This window comes from Microvirga aerophila, assembly GCF_003332305.1.
GTDB lineage: Bacteria > Pseudomonadota > Alphaproteobacteria > Rhizobiales > Beijerinckiaceae > Microvirga > Microvirga aerophila.
Genome location: NZ_QOIO01000001.1, coordinates 193,497 through 210,402, shown reverse-complemented (window position 1 = coordinate 210,402; position 16,906 = coordinate 193,497). Strand labels below are relative to the sequence as shown.

The window sequence follows — 16,906 nt, the reverse complement described above, 5'->3', positions numbered from 1 at the left end:
CATGGTGTCACGCGCGGAACGCTCGGCCCTCGGCGATTGGTGGTGGACTGTCGACCGGCTCCTGCTGGCAGGGCTTGTGGCCTTGGTTCTGGCAGGCCTCGTGTTCCTGATGGCAGGTGGTCCTCCGGTGGCCGAACGCCTTGGTCTCTCGACGTTCCATTTCGTGAACCGGCAGGCCCTGTTCCTTCTTCCGGCGACGGCCCTTCTGCTGTGCGTTTCGTTCCTGTCCTTACGCCATGTGCGACGGCTCGCGCTGCTGATCTATGCGGTCGGCATGGTGCTCATCTTCCTGGCCTTCAAGTTCGGCCCCGAGATCAAGGGCGCACACCGCTGGATCATGATCGGCCCGCTCGGCATCCAGCCGTCCGAGTTCGTGAAGCCCGCCTTCGTGGTGCTGGCCGCCTGGGCCTTCTCCGAAGGCTCGCGGCGCAAGGACATGCCTGGTGCGTTGCTTGCTTTCCTGATCCTGCCCGCCACGATCATTCCGCTGATCATGCAGCCGGATTTCGGCCAGACCATGCTCATCACCATCGTGTGGTGCGGCCTCTTCTTCGTCGCCGGTCTGCACTGGTTCTGGGTCATGGGCCTTGGCGGCGCGGGCCTCGTCGGCATCGTGGCAGCCTATGAATTCCTGCCGCACGTTCGCGAGCGTATCGAACGCTTCCTGGACAAATCCTCGGGCGACACGTTCCAGGTCGATACCGCGATGGAATCCTTCTCCCGCGGCGGCTGGCTCGGCCGCGGCCCGGGCGAGGGCTCCGTGAAGCGCATCCTGCCGGACGCGCATACGGACTTCATCTTCGCCGTCACGGCCGAGGAATTTGGCATCGTGGTCTGCATCGGCCTGCTTCTGCTCTTCGCCTTCATCGTGCTGCGCGGCCTTTCCCTGGCGCGGCGCAGCGAGGACACGTTCTGCCGTCTCGCGGGCACCGGTCTCGTGCTCCTGTTCGGCCTGCAGGCCTGCATCAACATGATGGTCAACGTGCATCTGATGCCCGCCAAGGGCATGACGCTGCCCTTTATCTCGTATGGCGGCTCCTCGCTCCTGTCGCTCGCCCTCGGAATGGGCTTTCTCATCGCAATCACCCGCCGCCGTCCCCGCGCCGAGATGATGGATCACTTCGGCCAGGACAGGCTGCGCGGATGACCGCCCCACTGATCCTGCTCACCGCCGGCGGGACCGGCGGCCACCTCTTTCCGGCTGAGGCTTTGGCCAACGCCTTGAAGGCCTTGGGTGCGCGCGTGGTGCTGGCCACCGACAAGCGCGCCAATGCCTATGCGGGTTCGTTTCCCGCGGACGAGATCATCGAGATTCCCTCCGCGACACCCTCCGGCCGCTCGATCCCCCAGATGGCGAAGGCAGCGCTTCTCCTCGGCGCCGGCACCCTCAAGGCAGTACCAGAGATCCGGAGGCTGAAGCCGGCGGTCGTCGTGGGCTTCGGCGGCTATCCCACCGTGCCTCCGGTCGTTGCCGCGTCCCTTCTGCGGGTGCCGACCGTCATCCACGAGGCAAACGGAGTCATGGGTCGGGCGAACCGGCTTCTGGCCCGCTGGGCCTCCGTGATCGCGACCGGGTTCGAGGCCACCAAGGGCATCCCGGCGGATGTTCCGGGCAAGGTCGTCCGCACCGGCAACCCGATCCGGCCTTCAGTGCTCGAAGCCTCCCGGCAGCCTTATCCGTCCCTGCCCGAGGGTGGAAAACTTCGAATCCTCGTGGTCGGGGGCAGCCAGGGCGCCCGGGTCATGAGCGACGTGGTTCCTCCGGCCATCGAGTTGCTTGCCCCTGAGATCCGCTCCCGCATCGTCATCACCCAGCAGGCGAGGGGAGAGGATCTGGAGCGGGTGCAATCCCATTACGCACGCCTCGGCGTGGATTTCGAAGCGCAGCCCTTTTTCAAGGACCTGCCGCAGCGGCTGGCCCAGGCCCATCTGGTGGTGTCCCGCTCGGGCGCATCCACGGTGGCGGAGCTCGCCGTCATCGGCCGGCCCTCGATCCTTGTGCCCCTCCCGGGCTCCCTAGATCAGGATCAGGCCGCCAACGCCAAGACCTTGGGCGATATCGGCGCCGCCATCGTGTTGCCGCAGGCGGAGTTCACCCCGGAGCGCCTCGCGGGAGAGATCCGTTCGTTCCTCGAGCGACCCGAAAGCTTGACCCAGGCCGCTGCTGCTGCACATAGCGCCAGCATAACAGACGCCGCGGAGCGCTTGGCTCAGGCGGTCCTCCAACTCGTTCCTTTGAAGAATAACGGAAAAATCTCATGAAGTTGCCGCCGAAGCTTGGTCCCATTCATTTCATCGGCATCGGGGGCATCGGCATGTCGGGCATCGCCGAGGTCATGCACAACCTTGGCTATACGGTGCAGGGCTCGGACGCCTCCGACAATTACAACGTGAAGCGCCTCAACGAGAAGGGCATCAAGACCTTCATCGGCCACAAGGCCGAGAACGTGGACGGGGCCGAGATCGTTGTGGTGTCGACCGCCATCAAGCGGGACAACCCGGAGCTGACCACCGCCCGCGAGAAGCGCCTGCCGGTGGTTCGCCGCGCCGAGATGCTAGCCGAGCTGATGCGGTTCAAGTCCTGCGTGGCCGTCGCCGGCACCCACGGCAAGACCACCACCACGTCCCTGGTGGCGACGCTCCTCGATGCGGGCGGGCTCGACCCGACCGTCATCAACGGGGGCATCATCAACGCCTACGGCACCAACGCCCGCATGGGCGACGGGCAGTGGATGGTGGTGGAGGCGGACGAGTCCGACGGCACCTTCCTCAAGCTGCCGGCCGATGTTGCCATCGTGACCAACATCGACGCGGAGCACCTCGATCATTTCGGCACCTATGACGCGATCAAGGACGCGTTCCGGTCCTTCATCGACTCGATCCCGTTCTACGGCTTCGCGGTGATGTGCATCGACCACCCGACTGTGCAGGACCTCGTGGGCCGCATCGAGGACCGGCGCATCATCACCTACGGGGAAAACCCGCAGGCCGACGTGCGGCTGATGGACGTGGATTCCCGCGGCGGACAGAACCGCTTCCGGGTCATGATCCGCGATCGCCGTCCAGGCTTCCGCCTGGAGCTCAGCGATCTCGTACTGCCGATGCCGGGCGCGCACAATGCCCTCAACGCCACGGCCGCCATTGCGGTGGCTCACGAGCTCGGCGTGTCGCCGGACGCCATCCGCAAGGCGCTTGCAGGCTTTGGCGGCGTGAAGCGCCGCTTCACCCGCACGGGCGACTGGAACGGCGTGACGATCTTCGACGATTACGGTCACCATCCCATCGAGATTGCCGCAGTGCTCAAGGCCGCGCGCGCATCGACGGACGGGCAGGTGATCGCCGTGGTGCAGCCCCACCGCTATTCGCGCCTGTCGTCCCTGTTCGACCAGTTCTGCACCTGCTTCAACGACGCGGATGCGGTGATCGTCGCGCCGGTCTATGCGGCAGGCGAGCAGCCCATTCCGGGAGCCGATCGTGACGGCTTGGTAGACGGTCTCAAGGCGCGCGGTCACCGCAACGCCATGGCGCTCGACAAGTCAGAGGATCTCGCCGGTCTCATCAAGGGCATCGCGAAGCCTGGCGACTATGTCCTCTGCCTAGGCGCCGGAAACATCACCCAATGGGCCTATGCCCTGCCCGGCGAACTCGAAGCGTTGAACGAGAAGGCGGCTTGATGTTTCCCGATATCGTCCCCGACCTCCTCGCAGCGATGCCGGAGCTGCGGGGCAAGCTGGAAGCGAATGCGCCGACCGCATCCCTGTCGTGGTTTCGAACCGGAGGCCCGGCCCAGACCCTCTTCAGTCCGGCGGATACAGGCGATCTGGCTTACTTTCTGGCCCGCCTGGACCCAAAAGTGCCGGTTCTCGTGGTTGGCCTTGGATCGAACCTGCTCATCCGCGACGGTGGGTGGGAAGGCGTGGTGATTCGCCTCGGCAAGGGCTTTGCTGAAATCTCCGTCGAACCGAATCATCGGGTCCGCGCCGGAGCAGGGGCGGCCGACGTGAAGGTCGCCCGCGCGGCGGCGGAAGCCGGAATTGCCGGGCTGTCCTTCCTGCGCGGCATTCCCGGCACCATCGGCGGGGCCCTTCGCATGAACGGCGGTGCCTATGGGGGCGAGACCAAGGATGTGCTGGTCGAAGCCAAGGGCGTGACCCGCTCGGGCGAGACGGTGTCCTACACGAATCAGCAGATGGGCTTCACCTACCGGCACTCCGGCGTGCCGGACGACGTGATCTTCACCGAGGCGCTCTTTGAGGGCCGGCCAGGCAACCCGGAAGAGATCCTGGCGGAGATGAACGCCATTACGGAAGCACGGTCCTCTACCCAGCCGGTCAACACCCGCACGGGCGGCTCCACGTTCAAGAATCCGCCCGGCCGTAAGGCCTGGGAGCTGGTGGACGCCGCTGGATGCCGTGGCCTTCGAATCGGCGACGCCCAGGTGTCGGAGATGCACTGCAACTTCCTGATCAACCACGGCTCGGCCTCGGCGGCCGAGATCGAAGGGTTGGGCGAGGAGGTGCGGCGCCGGGTCCGCGAGGCGTCGGGCGTGGAGCTCGACTGGGAAATCAAGCGCGTCGGCCTATCTGGGGCCTGAAGGCGAATCAACATCAGTCCCCAGTCCGATGCGACGGGGCGCGCAGGGGAGCACATCATGGCCAAGCACGTTGCCGTCCTTTTGGGCGGGTGGTCGGCGGAGCGGGAAGTCAGCCTGGCCTCGGGCAAGGCCTGCTGCAGGGCCCTGGAGGAGAGAGGCTACAAGGTCACCCCCATCGACGTGCAGCCCGATATCGCCACGGTGATCCAGGCCGTGAACCCGGACGTGGCGTTCAACGCGCTCCATGGCCGCGTGGGCGAGGACGGCACGATCCAGGGCTTGCTCGAAATCCTGAAGATTCCGTATACCCATTCGGGCGTTCTGGCCTCGGCGCTCGCCATGCAGAAGGACCGGGCCAAGACGGTCATGGCGGCGGCCGGCGTTCCCGTACCGCAGGGTGTGGTCGTTAACCGTTCCGAGGCGGCAAAGAGCCACGTTCTTCCCGCCCCATACGTGATCAAACCCGTGAGCGAAGGCTCCTCCGTGGGCGTCATCATCGTACGCGAGGACCGGTCGCATCCGCCCCAGGAACTGCTCCGCGAGGACTGGGCCTTCGGCGAGAAAGTCCTTGTCGAATCATATGTTGCGGGCCGGGAACTGACCTGCGCCGTGATGGGCGACAAGGCTCTGGACGTGATCGACATCCGCCCCGCCACGGGGGTCTTCTACGATTATGACGCAAAGTACGTGAAGGGAGGGTCCATTCACGTGCTGCCGGCAGAAATTAAACCGAATATTTACCAAAAGGTCCAAGAGTTGGCGTTAACGGCGCATCAAGCGCTCGGCTGTCGGGGAATCAGCCGCGCCGACTTTAGGTACGACGACACACCCGGAGGAACCGGGGAACTCGTGGTTCTCGAGGTCAACACGCAACCCGGCATGACCGAGACGAGCTTGGTGCCAGAACTGGCAGCCCATGCGGGCTATACGTTTGGCGAGCTTGTGCAATGGATGGTGGAGGATGCTACCTGCAACCGATGACGGCCTACCCGGCCGACGCTGCGGTTGCGCGTGCTGGCGCCTTCCAGCCCAGGAGGCACAGCTCCTCCCGTTTCAAGTTTCTCAAGATCTTCGGCTCCTCCGGGAGCACCCGCCGGCGCTCCGCCCGCATTCCGCTGGAGCGCCGCATCCCTCGCTATCTCGGAACCGGCCTCGCGCTCGGCTTCTTCGGCACGGTCACCTTCGTAGGCCTGTTGCAGGGCGGGCATCTCGATGGGTTCGTCAATCAGTACGGCGAGCCTCATCACGCGCTGGCAAGCGCGGTGGGCCTCGGTCTGGAGCAGGTGACGATTTCCGGCATCGCCCAGGTGCGCGAGAACGAAGTGCTGGCGGCCGCCGGCCTCGATCACAGGGTTTCCCTTGCGTTCCTTGATGTGAACGATGTGCGCGAGCGTCTCGAGCGCGTGCCGATGATCAAGTCCGCTGCGGTTCGCAAGCTTTACCCGAACGAATTGGTGATCACGCTGACCGAGCGTGAGCCTCATGCGCTCTGGCAGCTCAAGGGCGAGCTCTTCGTCATCGCGGCCGACGGCACCGTCATCGACCTCATGCAGGACGAGCGATTCGTCGATCTGCCTCTGGTGGTCGGCGATCAGGCCAACACCCGAAACAAGGATTATCTGGCGCTCCTCGAGGCTGCCGGACCGCTCAAGAGCCGCATTCGCGCCGGAACACTCGTGTCGGGACGGCGCTGGACGCTCAAGATGGACAACGGCATGGACGTGCGTCTGCCGGAGCTCGGAGCCGCCGACGCGGTGGCCCGGCTCGTGAAGCTCGAACGGGAACAGAAGATCCTGGAAAAGGACGTGCTGGCGATCGACCTGCGCATGCCTGATCGGATCGTCGTTCGCCTGACGGAAGAAGCAGCATCGGCACGGGCCGATGCGCTCAAGAAAAAACCAATGCGCGGCAAGGGGGTTGATACATGAGTGTCTCAGGTCATGGTTTGACGCCACGCCTGAAGCCGCTATCCGCGCGCAAGGGCGCCATCCTGTCAGTTCTCGATATCGGGACGAGCAAGGTGGTCTGCATCGTCGCCGAGCTGAAGCCGGTCGACGAAATCGAGTCCTTACGTGGACGCACGCATCTGGCCCGGATCCTCGGCATCGGCCATCAGCGCTCCGTCGGGCTGAAGGGCGGCGTCGTGGTCGATCTGGAAGCGGCCGAAGCGTCGATCCGCCAGGCGGTTCACGCAGCGGAGCGGATGGCGAAGGTCGAGATTCAGTCGGTGATCGTGAATCTCACCGGCGGACGCGTCAGCTCCGAGCATTTCGACGCTCATGTGGCGGTGCGCGGCGCTGTCGGCGAAAGCGACATTCACCGGGTTCTCGACACGGCGAGCAGCCACGACCTGCGTCGCGGCCGGGCTGTCCTGCACGCCCTCCCGACCGGCTACTCGCTGGATGCGCAGAATCACATTGTCGATCCCACCGGCATGATCGGCGAGCGGCTCGGCGTGGATCTTCACGTGGTCACGTCGGAGGCCGCGGCCGCCCGCAACCTGATGCTCGCCGTCGAGCGCTGCCATCTCGGCGTCGAGGCCGTGATCGCCACGCCTTACGCCTCTGGCCTTTCGGCCCTCGTGGACGATGAGGCGGAAATGGGTTGCGCCGTGGTCGATATGGGCGGCGGCACCACGAGCGTCGGCATCTTCTCGAACGGGCATCTCGTGCACACGGATGCGATCGCGGTCGGCGGACATCACGTCACCATGGACATCGCCCGCGGTCTGACGACCCGAGTCTCGGCGGCTGAGCGGCTCAAGACGCTGTACGGCTCCGCCATCGCGTCGAGCTCGGACGATCGCGACATGATCGCTGTGCCGCAGGTGGACGAGGACGAGCGGGACGTTCCGAATCATCTGCCGAAGTCGCACCTCGTGCGCATCATCAAGCCGCGGGTCGAGGAAGTTCTCGAACTCGTGCGCGATCGGTTGCGGGGCGCGGGCTTCGCGGCGCAGGCCGGACGGCGCGTGGTGCTGACCGGCGGCGCGAGCCAGCTCGTCGGTCTGCCCGAAACGGCGCGGCGAATTCTCCAGGGACAGGTTCGTGTCGGGCGTCCGCTCGGCATCAAGGGCCTTCCCGAAGCGGCCAAGGGCCCTGCCTTCTCGGCGGTGGTCGGCCTCCTTGTTTATCCGCAGGTGGCGCATATCGAGTACTTCGAGCCTCGATCCAGCGGCGTGTGGGAGCGTACGGGAACCGGTGGCTACATTCATCGTGTGGGCCAGTGGATTCGCGACAGTTTTTAAAGAGTAAAGCGGTGACGCGGCGGTCACCGCTCTGAGTAAAAGTGAACCAAGGTAAGCGTCCGCCAAGCGCTGTCGACACAAGGCCAAAGAGGCAAACAGGTCATGGCAATCAATCTGCAAGCTCCGGACATCCGGGAACTCAAGCCGCATATCACGGTCTTCGGCGTCGGCGGCGCCGGCGGCAACGCCGTGAACAACATGATCGAGTCCGGTCTGGAGGGCGTCGAGTTCGTGGTGTCGAACACCGACGCGCAGGCTCTGGCCTCGTCCAAGTCCCAGCGCGTCATCCAGATGGGCGTTCAGGTGACCGAGGGTCTCGGCGCCGGTTCGCAGCCGGAAGTCGGGCGCGCCGCGGCCGAAGAGGTGATCGACGAAATTCGCGATCAGCTCGCAGGCTCGCACATGGTGTTCATCACGGCCGGCATGGGTGGCGGCACGGGCACGGGCGCTGCTCCCGTGGTGGCCCGCGCGGCCCGTGAGCTCGGCATCCTCACGGTCGGCGTCGTCACCAAGCCGTTCCAGTTCGAGGGCGTCCGCCGCATGCGCTTGGCGGAAGCCGGCATCACCGAACTGCAGCAGTCGGTCGATACGCTCATCGTCATCCCGAACCAGAACCTGTTCCGCGTCGCCACCGAGAAGACCACCTTCTCGGACGCCTTCGCTATGGCCGACCAGGTGCTCTATTCGGGCGTCGCCTGCATCACCGACCTGATGGTGAAGGAAGGCCTCATCAACCTCGACTTCGCCGACGTGCGCTCCGTCATGCGCGGCATGGGCAAGGCTATGATGGGCACCGGCGAGGCATCGGGCGAAAAGCGCGCGATCCGCGCCGCCGAAGCCGCCATCGCCAACCCGCTCCTGGACGAAGTGTCCATGAAGGGCGCCCGCGGCCTGCTCATCTCCATCACGGGCGGCAACGACCTCACCCTCTACGAACTCGACGAGGCTGCGACCCGCATCCGCGAGGAAGTCGACCAGGACGCCAACATCATCCTCGGCGCAACCTTCGACGAGAGCCTGGAAGGCATCATCCGCGTCTCCGTCGTGGCGACCGGCATCGATCAGGTCGTTGCGGCCAATGCCGGCGACCTGACCTCGACCGAGCAGCGCATCTCGGAGGTGGCCGAGCGTCTGCGGGCTGAAGCACGCGCCCGCGCCACGCAGGCGCAGGCCGTCCCCACGTTCCGCGCTACGACGCAGGCCGAGCCCGCCAAATCGGCCGACGTCGTCTCGCATGCCGCGCCTGCTCCAATGGCGGCTCCTGCTCAGGCCTATGTGTCGATGGCCACTCCGGTCGAACCGGCTCCGCAGCCGCTCGTCCGCGACGACGTCGTCCTCACCCCGGCTCAACCGAAGCCGGCCATGGCCTACGAGACCGCCGTCATGCCTCAGCAGGCCTACGAGGAGCCCGTCGATCAGGGAGCTTTCATCCCCCCGCAGGCGGAAAGGGCGGTCCGTCCGGCCCGCATGCCGCGAATCGATGAACTGCCGATGCCGGCCCAGAACCAGATCCGGGCCAGCCGTGGCGAGACCGATCCGTCCCAGGAGCCTAAGCGCATGTCGCTGATGCAGCGGCTCGCAACCGTCGGCTTCGGCCGCAAGGAAGACGGGCATTCAGAGCCGGTCGCCCAGGGTCCGGCCCCGGAGGCTCCGCGCCAGCAGATGTCGCCGGTCCATGCGGAATACGCCAAGCGCCCGGCCGCGCCCCCACAGGGATATCGCCCGGCCCAGGGGCAGATGGCTCCCGCTCCCAGGGCGAGCGAAGACGACCAACTGGAGATTCCGGCCTTCCTGCGCCGCCAGGCGACCTGATCGAACCGACCGGTCAACGGAATTGTAACCTACCAGCCCCCGGCCGCCTGCGACCGGGGGCTTCACTTTATTAAAAATCAGTAAATTCAACGGGTTGCGAATAGTTCAGTTTGTTACAGACGGTAAGAAAGCGTGATTTGGCCTAGCCTGATCCTAGGACTATGGTGCCTTAAATTCAAAAGGGTGGGTCAACCCAGGCCCGCGGGGAATTAGGACAGAGTCACAGTGGATGTCAGTCTTCCAGACGGACCATCGCTGTTGTGGCCGACGCGTTCGAGGTTTGAAAGATAATGAAGCAAAGCCAACAAACCACTCTTCGCGCGGCCGTCACCCTCCTGGGTGTCGGCGTCCATTCTGGGGATGAGGTGAAGATGATCCTTCACCCGGCGGAAGTGAACCATGGCATTGCTTTCCTGCGCACCGGCCTCCCAGGCGGCCTCGATCGCCTGATCGACGCACGCCATCTGGCCGTTACGGCAACCGAGCTTTGCACCGTCATCGGCGACCGCGACAGCGGGGCCGTGGCGACGATCGAACACCTGATGGCCGCTCTTGCGGGCCTTGGGGTCGATAACGTCCTGGTCGAGATCGACGGCCCGGAAGTGCCGATTCTCGACGGCAGCTCCGCTCCTTTCATCGAGGCGATCGACGAGGTCGGAGTGACGGCGCAGAATGCCGTTCGCCGCTACCTGAAGGTCCTCAAGCCCGTCCGTGTGACCCAGGGTAAGGCATTTGCCGAGCTCCTCCCCAACGAGCGGGCTTTCCGCCTGGATGTGGAGATCGATTTCCCCACTCCAGTCATCGGCCGGCAGCGCAAGGCGATCGATCTCTCCCCGTCGGTTTTCCGCCGCGACATTTCCCGGGCCCGCACCTTCGGGTTCATGCGCGACGTGGAAAAGCTCTGGAGCGCAGGTTTCGCTCTCGGCGCTTCCCTCGAGAACACCGTCGCCATCGGCGAGAACGGGATCATGAATCCCGAAGGCCTGCGTTATGCCGACGAGTTCGTGCGGCACAAGATCCTCGACGCGGTCGGCGATCTTTCCCTCGCCGGTCTGCCCCTTCTGGGCACCTACCGCTCCTATTGCGGTGGGCATCGCCTGAACTTCTCCGTGCTTGAAGCTCTGTTCTCCAGTCGCTCGAACTATGCCATCGTCGATGCGGGCGCCCGTCGCGAGACCGGCTATGCGGAGATCGGCAACAACATCGCGATGCCGGCTTTCGCTCCTGAGGTTCACTAAGGGCTGCACCGCTTCCGCGGTTCCGACAAGCGCCCTTTGGCCGCATCGTTTATCCTAATTCTCACCAACTCCCTTGGGCAAAGCCTGTAGGATAGGGTTGGCTCTTTGCGCGGGCATGGGTTAAAGAACCTTCAGTGCATCGTGAGAAAATCGCGCACGTTTATCGGAGGACCGCGAAACATGTCTTTCGCGAAGGCATATTTGGGCTCGAGGGGTGTTGCTGGCCGCGCCCTCGCTGTGGGCGCTTGCGCGCTGCTGCTCGCCGGCTGCGATACCCTGTCGTCGTTCAACCCGTTCGACAAGAGCGAGGTCTACAAGCCGGAGATCGTCGCCAACGCTCCGGCCGAGGAGATCTACAACGACGGTCTCGCACGGGTTCAGAAGAGGGACTTCGAAGGCGCCGCCAAGAAGTTCTCGAGCCTGGACAAGCAATATCCTTATTCCGAGTGGTCCCGGAAGGGGCTGATCATGGAAGCCTATGCCAATTACGAGGGCGGGCTCTATGAAGAGGCCATCACGGCCTCGCGGCGCTACCTCCAGCAATATCCCAACACGTCGGATGCGGCCTATGCGCAGTATCTGATGGCGTCCTCCTATTACGACCAAATCCCGGACATCACCCGTGACCAGGAGAAGTCGGAGCGGGCGATCCTGACTCTTCAGGAGCTGGTCCAACGCTATCCCACGTCGGAATATTCGGCGGACGCCAAGAAGAAGATCCAGGTTGCCAGCGACCAACTCGCCGGCAAGGAGCTCGAGGTCGGGCGCTTCTATCTTCAAAAGCGCAACTACTCGGGCGCCATCAATCGGTTCCGCACCGTCGTGTCCCGCTATCAGACGACCCGCCATGTAGAAGAGGCGCTGGAGCGTCTCACGGAAGCCTACATGGCCATGGGCATCGTCGGCGAAGCACAGACGGCAGCCGCCGTTCTCGGTCATAACTTCCCTGACAGTCCTTGGTACAAGGACGCCCACGCACTGCTGACCAAGGGCGGCGTCGAGCCGCGCGAAAACTCCGAATCCTGGATCAGCAAGGCGTTCCGTGGTGTCCCGCAGGTCGGTCAGAGGACGGGGTAAGCCTCACCTTCCATGCTGATCCAGCTGGCGATTCGCGACATCGTCCTCATCGACAAGCTCGAGCTCCATTTCGATCAGGGCTTGAGCGTTCTTACCGGTGAGACCGGTGCCGGCAAATCCATTCTGCTTGACGCCTTTGCGCTGGCGCTGGGCGGGCGGGGCGACGGCGGCCTCGTTCGACATGGCGAGTCGCAGGGACAGATCACGGCTGTCTTCGATTGTCCCATGGACCATCCGGCCCGCCGGATCGCGTCCGATGCGGATATCGACGTGGACGGCGATCTCATCCTGCGCCGGGTCCAGGTCGCGGACGGGCGCACCCGCGCGTTCGTGAACGACCAGCCGGTCAGCGTCCAGGTTCTCAAAGCCATCGGCGGGACTTTGGTCGAAATTCACGGCCAGCATGACGACCGCGCCCTGGTGGATCCGGTGACGCACCGGGCGATCCTCGATGCCTTCGGCGGCCTCTCCCGTGAGGTTCAGGCGGTGGTTGAGGCAGCCCGCCAGGTCCGGGATGCGCGTCATGCCCTGCACGAACATCGCAAGCGCATCGAGAAGGCTCGCAAGGAATCCGATTTCCTGCGCCATGCGGTCGAGGAGCTGGACAAGCTCGCGCCGCAACCCGGCGAAGAGGAGAGCCTGGCCGAGCGCCGCATCGTCATGATGCAGTCGGAGAAGGTCGCCCAAGACCTGAACGAGGCTTACGACGCGGTTGCGGGTAATTCCTCTCCGGTTCCGGAGCTTTCCGCCGCCGTGCGCAAGTTGGAGCGCCGGGGCGCCCAGGCGCCCACCCTCGTGGAGCCGAGCGTCAAGGCGCTTGATGCCGCTCTCGTAGCGATCGATGAAGCCCGGGCGGCCCTGGAAGAGGCGATTCGGGCGTCCGAGTACGATCCGAAGGAGCTGGAGCAGACCGAGGAGCGCCTGTTTGCCCTGCGCGCCGCCGCCCGTAAATACGATGTACCGGCCGATGAGCTTGCGGCCCTTCGGCAGCGCTTCGTGGAGGATGTAGCGGCCATCGATGCGGGCGAGGAGAAGCTCGCCGGGCTCGAAGCGGCCTTGAAGGACGCCGACAAGACCTATCTGGCTGCCGCCCAGGCGCTCTCCGCCGGCCGGAAGAAGGCCGCTCAGGCGCTCGATGCCGCCGTCCAGGCTGAGCTGCCGCCCCTGAAACTGGAGCGCGCCCGCTTCATCACCGACATCCAGACCGACGAGACCAGCCGCGATCCCGGTGGATTCGAGCGGGTCGAGTTCTGGGCGCAGACCAATCCCGGCACCCGGGCCGGACCTCTCATGAAGGTGGCGTCCGGCGGTGAGCTGTCCCGGTTCATGCTGGCCTTGAAGGTGGTGCTCGCCGACAAGGGATCCGCACCCACACTCGTGTTCGACGAGATCGACACGGGCGTCGGCGGCGCGGTCGCGGATGCCATCGGCCAGCGCCTCGCGCGGCTCGCCCAGCGGGTGCAGGTCATGGCCGTCACCCACGCGCCGCAGGTGGCTGCCCGGGCCGAGAGCCATTTCCTCATTGCCAAGGAAGGGGTTCGCGGCTCCGACCGGGTCGCAACCCGTGTCATCCCGCTTGAGGCCGCCCCCCGGCGCGAGGAGATCGCCCGGATGCTGGCTGGTGCAACCATCACCGAGGAAGCCCGGGCCGCAGCCGCGCGCCTGTTGGAAGCCGCGGCTCACTAGCGGGCTTTTACTGGTGAGTCGCTTTTGGGGCGCTATGTTCAATCCTCCTCAAACCCGATTCGATTATGCCCACGCAAAAAGCCATCCTCGATAAGCCTGTCGACCAGCTGACCCTCCAAGAAGCGCAGGCCGAGCACGACCGGCTCGGCCAGGAGATTGCCGAGCACGACCGGCGCTACTACGAAGAGGATGCGCCGACTGTCTCGGACGCGGAATACGATGCCCTGCGCCAGCGCTACGAGGCCATCGAGGAGCGCTTTCCGGAGTTCGCCACGACGGAGAGCCGAACGCAGAAGGTTGGCTCCAAGGCATCCGAGAAGTTCGCCAAAGTCCGGCATCGAGTGCCGATGCTGTCGCTCGCCAACGGCTTTGCGGACGAGGAGGTGGAGGAGTTCGTCGAGCGCATTCGACGCTTCCTGCAGCTTAAAAGCGATGCGCCCCTGGTCTTCACGGCGGAGCCCAAGATCGACGGGCTTTCCCTCAGCCTTCGCTACGAGAATGGAAAGCTCGTCACGGCGGCTACCCGCGGCGATGGAGCGGTGGGCGAGGACGTGACGGCCAATGCCAGAACGGTCGGCGACATTCCCCAGACGCTGAAAGGCAAGAACGTCCCGGACGTCTTCGAGGTCAGGGGCGAAGTCTATCTCTCGCACGAGGATTTCGCTGCCATCAACGAGCGCCAGGCCGCTGCCGGCAAGCAGCTCTTCGCCAATCCGCGCAATGCGGCGGCGGGCAGCCTTCGCCAGCTCGACCCGGCGATCACCGCATCGCGCCCCTTGCGGTTCTTCGCCTATGCCTGGGGCGAGGTGAGCGCCATGCCGGCCACGACCCAGCACGGCATGGTGGAGTGCTTCAAGGCCTTCGGTTTCACGGTGAACTCCCTGACCCGTCGCGTGTCGAGCATCGCGGAGATGCTGGAGCACTACCACGCCATCGAGACTGATCGCGCCAATCTGGGCTACGACATCGACGGCGTCGTCTACAAGGTGGACGATCTTGGCCTCCAGCAAAGGCTCGGCTTCGTTTCCCGGTCGCCGCGCTGGGCGCTCGCGCACAAGTTTCCGGCCCAGCAGGCCGTGACGGTGCTGGAGGATATCGAGATCAATGTGGGGCGCACCGGCTCCCTCAACCCCATCGCCCGGCTCAAGCCCGTGACCGTGGGCGGCGTCGTGGTGTCGAACGCGACCCTGCACAACGAGGATTACATCAAGGGCATCGGCGGCAACGGGGAGAAGATCCGCAACGGCGTCGGCATTCGCATCGGCGACACGGTGGTGATCCTGCGCGCCGGCGACGTGATCCCCAAGGTGCTCGACGTGATGATCGAGAAGCGTCCGCCGGACGCCAAACCCTATGAGTTTCCCACCAACTGTCCCGCCTGCGGCAGCCACGCGGTGCGCGAGGTCAATCCCCGCACGGGCAAGGAAGATTCCGTGCGCCGCTGCACCGGCGGCCTCATCTGCCCGGCGCAGGCCCGCGAACGGCTGAAGCATTTCGTCTCGCGCAATGCCTTCGACATCGAGGGCCTGGGCGAGCAGCGGATCGAGGAATTCTATGCCGAGGGCATCATCCAGCGCCCTCAGGACATCTTCACACTGGAGAAGCGCAACGAGCGCAGCCTGAAGCGGCTGGAGAACCGGGAAGGGTGGGGCGCAACCAGCGCCCGAAACCTCTTCGCGGCCATCGAGGCACGGCGCAACATCCCCCTCAATCGGTTGATCTTTGGGCTGGGCATCCCCCATATCGGCGAGACCTCGGCGCGATTGCTGGCGCGCCATTTCGGCACCTTCGAGGCCTTACGCGAAACCGCCCAGGCGGCGGCCGATCCGGCCTCGGAAGCCCATGCGGAATTGACCTCCATCGGCGGTATCGGGCCGGTGGTGGCCGAGACGGTGATCGAGTTCTTCAAGGAGGCTCACAACGAGGAAATGCTCGACGCGCTTCTGGCCCAAGTGACCGTCGAGCCGGTGGAGGTTCCGGCCACGTCCAACTCCCCCGTCGCCGGCAAGACCGTGGTCTTCACGGGCTCCCTGGAGCAGATGACACGGGAGGAGGCGAAGGCCATGGCGGAGCGGCTCGGAGCGAAGGTGGCCGGTTCGGTTTCGAAGAAAACCGATATCGTGGTGGCGGGCCCCGGCGCGGGATCGAAGCTCAACAAGGCCAAGGAATTCGACGTTCAGGTGATGGACGAGGATGGCTGGTTCGCCCTTGTGGGCAGGGGATGAGACTCCTGTGCAAGACGCCACGCCCCTGATGTGCCATGATGTTCCCCATGACGGTGATGACACCCGAGGCTTCGCTCGATCCTGAACTGAGGGCTGCGGGCGACGTGACGCATTTCTGGCGGGTGCCGCGGCACCATGGCCTCGATTGCCTGCGGGCAACGTTCCGCCGTCACGCCTATGTCCGCCATACCCATGAAACCTACGCCATTGCGGCCATCGTCTCGGGCTGCGAGACCTTCTTTCATCGCGGCGCGCAGCATTATGCGGTGGCAGGCAGCATCGGCATCATCTGCCCGGACGAAATCCACGATGGCGAGCCCTTTGGCGGCAGCTTCGAGTACCGTACCTTCTATCCGTCCCCAGAACTGATGCAGGAGATCGCCGAGGAGGTGGCGGGGCGTCCCTTCTCCGGTCCACCCTGGTTCCGGCATTCCGTGATCCATGATCCGGAGCTTTTCCTGGCGCATTCGCAGCTCCACGCCTGCCTGTGCCTGGACGATACCTGGACCTCCGAGATGGAGCAGGATACCCGCCTTATCGACTTCCTCGGACGGCTGATCGCCCGCTGGGCCGATCTCGACGGATTGCCGCCGGTCCACCGCGCCTCGAAATCCGTCAACCGGGTGCGGGATTTTCTCGACGCCCATCTGGGCGAAGAGGCGGAGCTTGCGGAACTCGCCAAGATCGCCGGGCTGTCCCGGAGCCACTTCATCCGAGCCTTCCGCAAGGAAACGGGCCTGACGCCACACGCCTACCTGCTCGATCGCCGTTTCCGTGCCGCGAGCAGGCTTCTCGGACAGGGCGAAGCGCCGGGTGATGTTGCGCTGGCCTGCGGGTTCTTCGACCAGAGCCATCTGAACCGGGTCTTCAAGGCCCGCATGGGGGTCACTCCCGGCATCTACCGTGCCGCCTAGAGCATTCTCGGCAAAGTGGAGCCGCATGCTTAAGGGGGCGGTGGGTCGACAGAAGAGAGGCTGTTTTACGGGAGTGGAAACAGCCCTCGGGCAGCACTTTCATCCAAGACGCT

At 64.9% G+C, this 16,906-nt stretch carries 13 protein-coding genes; all 13 read left to right on the top strand.

Annotated elements, in window-relative coordinates; genetic code table 11:
• Window position 1: 1 nt before the first annotated feature.
• A complete protein-coding gene (ftsW, locus tag DRB19_RS00980) occupies window positions 2-1,147 on the top strand; it encodes a putative lipid II flippase FtsW (RefSeq protein WP_114184145.1) in 1,146 nt (381 codons plus the stop codon).
• The gene (murG, locus tag DRB19_RS00975) at window positions 1,144-2,262 is read left to right on the top strand and encodes an undecaprenyldiphospho-muramoylpentapeptide beta-N-acetylglucosaminyltransferase (protein ID WP_114184144.1); all 1,119 of its coding nucleotides are present in this window, start codon (window positions 1,144-1,146) and stop codon (window positions 2,260-2,262) included. Before ftsW ends, murG begins: the two co-directional genes overlap by 4 nt.
• Window positions 2,259-3,674 carry a UDP-N-acetylmuramate--L-alanine ligase gene (gene murC, locus DRB19_RS00970; protein ID WP_114184143.1) on the top strand — a complete coding sequence of 472 codons (1,416 nt, stop codon included), beginning with the start codon at window positions 2,259-2,261 and terminating at the stop codon, window positions 3,672-3,674. Before murG ends, murC begins: the two co-directional genes overlap by 4 nt.
• On the top strand, window positions 3,671-4,594 hold the full coding sequence (gene murB, locus DRB19_RS00965; RefSeq protein WP_210207427.1) for a UDP-N-acetylmuramate dehydrogenase: 924 nt from the start codon (window positions 3,671-3,673) through the stop codon (window positions 4,592-4,594). Before murC ends, murB begins: the two co-directional genes overlap by 4 nt.
• A gap of 57 nt (window positions 4,595-4,651) precedes the next feature.
• The gene (locus DRB19_RS00960) at window positions 4,652-5,575 is read left to right on the top strand and encodes a D-alanine--D-alanine ligase (protein WP_114184141.1); all 924 of its coding nucleotides are present in this window, start codon (window positions 4,652-4,654) and stop codon (window positions 5,573-5,575) included.
• Entirely contained in the window at window positions 5,542-6,522 is a 981-nt protein-coding gene (locus DRB19_RS00955) for a cell division protein FtsQ/DivIB (protein ID WP_114184140.1), read from the top strand. Before DRB19_RS00960 ends, DRB19_RS00955 begins: the two co-directional genes overlap by 34 nt.
• On the top strand, window positions 6,519-7,841 hold the full coding sequence (gene ftsA / locus DRB19_RS00950; RefSeq protein ID WP_114184139.1) for a cell division protein FtsA: 1,323 nt from the start codon (window positions 6,519-6,521) through the stop codon (window positions 7,839-7,841). The genes DRB19_RS00955 and ftsA overlap by 4 nt, the downstream gene beginning before the upstream one ends.
• 102 nt (window positions 7,842-7,943) lie before the next feature.
• Entirely contained in the window at window positions 7,944-9,653 is a 1,710-nt protein-coding gene (gene ftsZ / locus DRB19_RS00945) for a cell division protein FtsZ (RefSeq protein ID WP_114184138.1), read from the top strand.
• Window positions 9,654-9,943: 290 nt separating this feature from the next.
• Window positions 9,944-10,891: a UDP-3-O-acyl-N-acetylglucosamine deacetylase gene (gene lpxC, locus DRB19_RS00940; RefSeq protein ID WP_114184137.1), complete on the top strand. Its 948-nt coding sequence runs from the start codon at window positions 9,944-9,946 to the stop codon at window positions 10,889-10,891.
• Between the two features lie 180 nt (window positions 10,892-11,071).
• Window positions 11,072-11,968 (top strand): outer membrane protein assembly factor BamD, encoded by an 897-nt coding sequence (locus tag DRB19_RS00935; RefSeq protein WP_114184136.1) that lies wholly within the window; start codon window positions 11,072-11,074, stop codon window positions 11,966-11,968.
• Window positions 11,969-11,980: 12 nt separating this feature from the next.
• Complete coding sequence (recN, locus tag DRB19_RS00930; RefSeq protein ID WP_114184135.1) at window positions 11,981-13,654, top strand: DNA repair protein RecN; 1,674 nt, start codon at window positions 11,981-11,983, stop codon at window positions 13,652-13,654.
• Window positions 13,655-13,719: 65 nt separating this feature from the next.
• Complete coding sequence (gene ligA, locus DRB19_RS00925; protein ID WP_114184134.1) at window positions 13,720-15,879, top strand: NAD-dependent DNA ligase LigA; 2,160 nt, start codon at window positions 13,720-13,722, stop codon at window positions 15,877-15,879.
• Window positions 15,880-15,926: 47 nt separating this feature from the next.
• Window positions 15,927-16,793 carry an AraC family transcriptional regulator gene (locus tag DRB19_RS00920; RefSeq protein ID WP_162815545.1) on the top strand — a complete coding sequence of 289 codons (867 nt, stop codon included), beginning with the start codon at window positions 15,927-15,929 and terminating at the stop codon, window positions 16,791-16,793.
• Window positions 16,794-16,906: the final 113 nt, after the last annotated feature.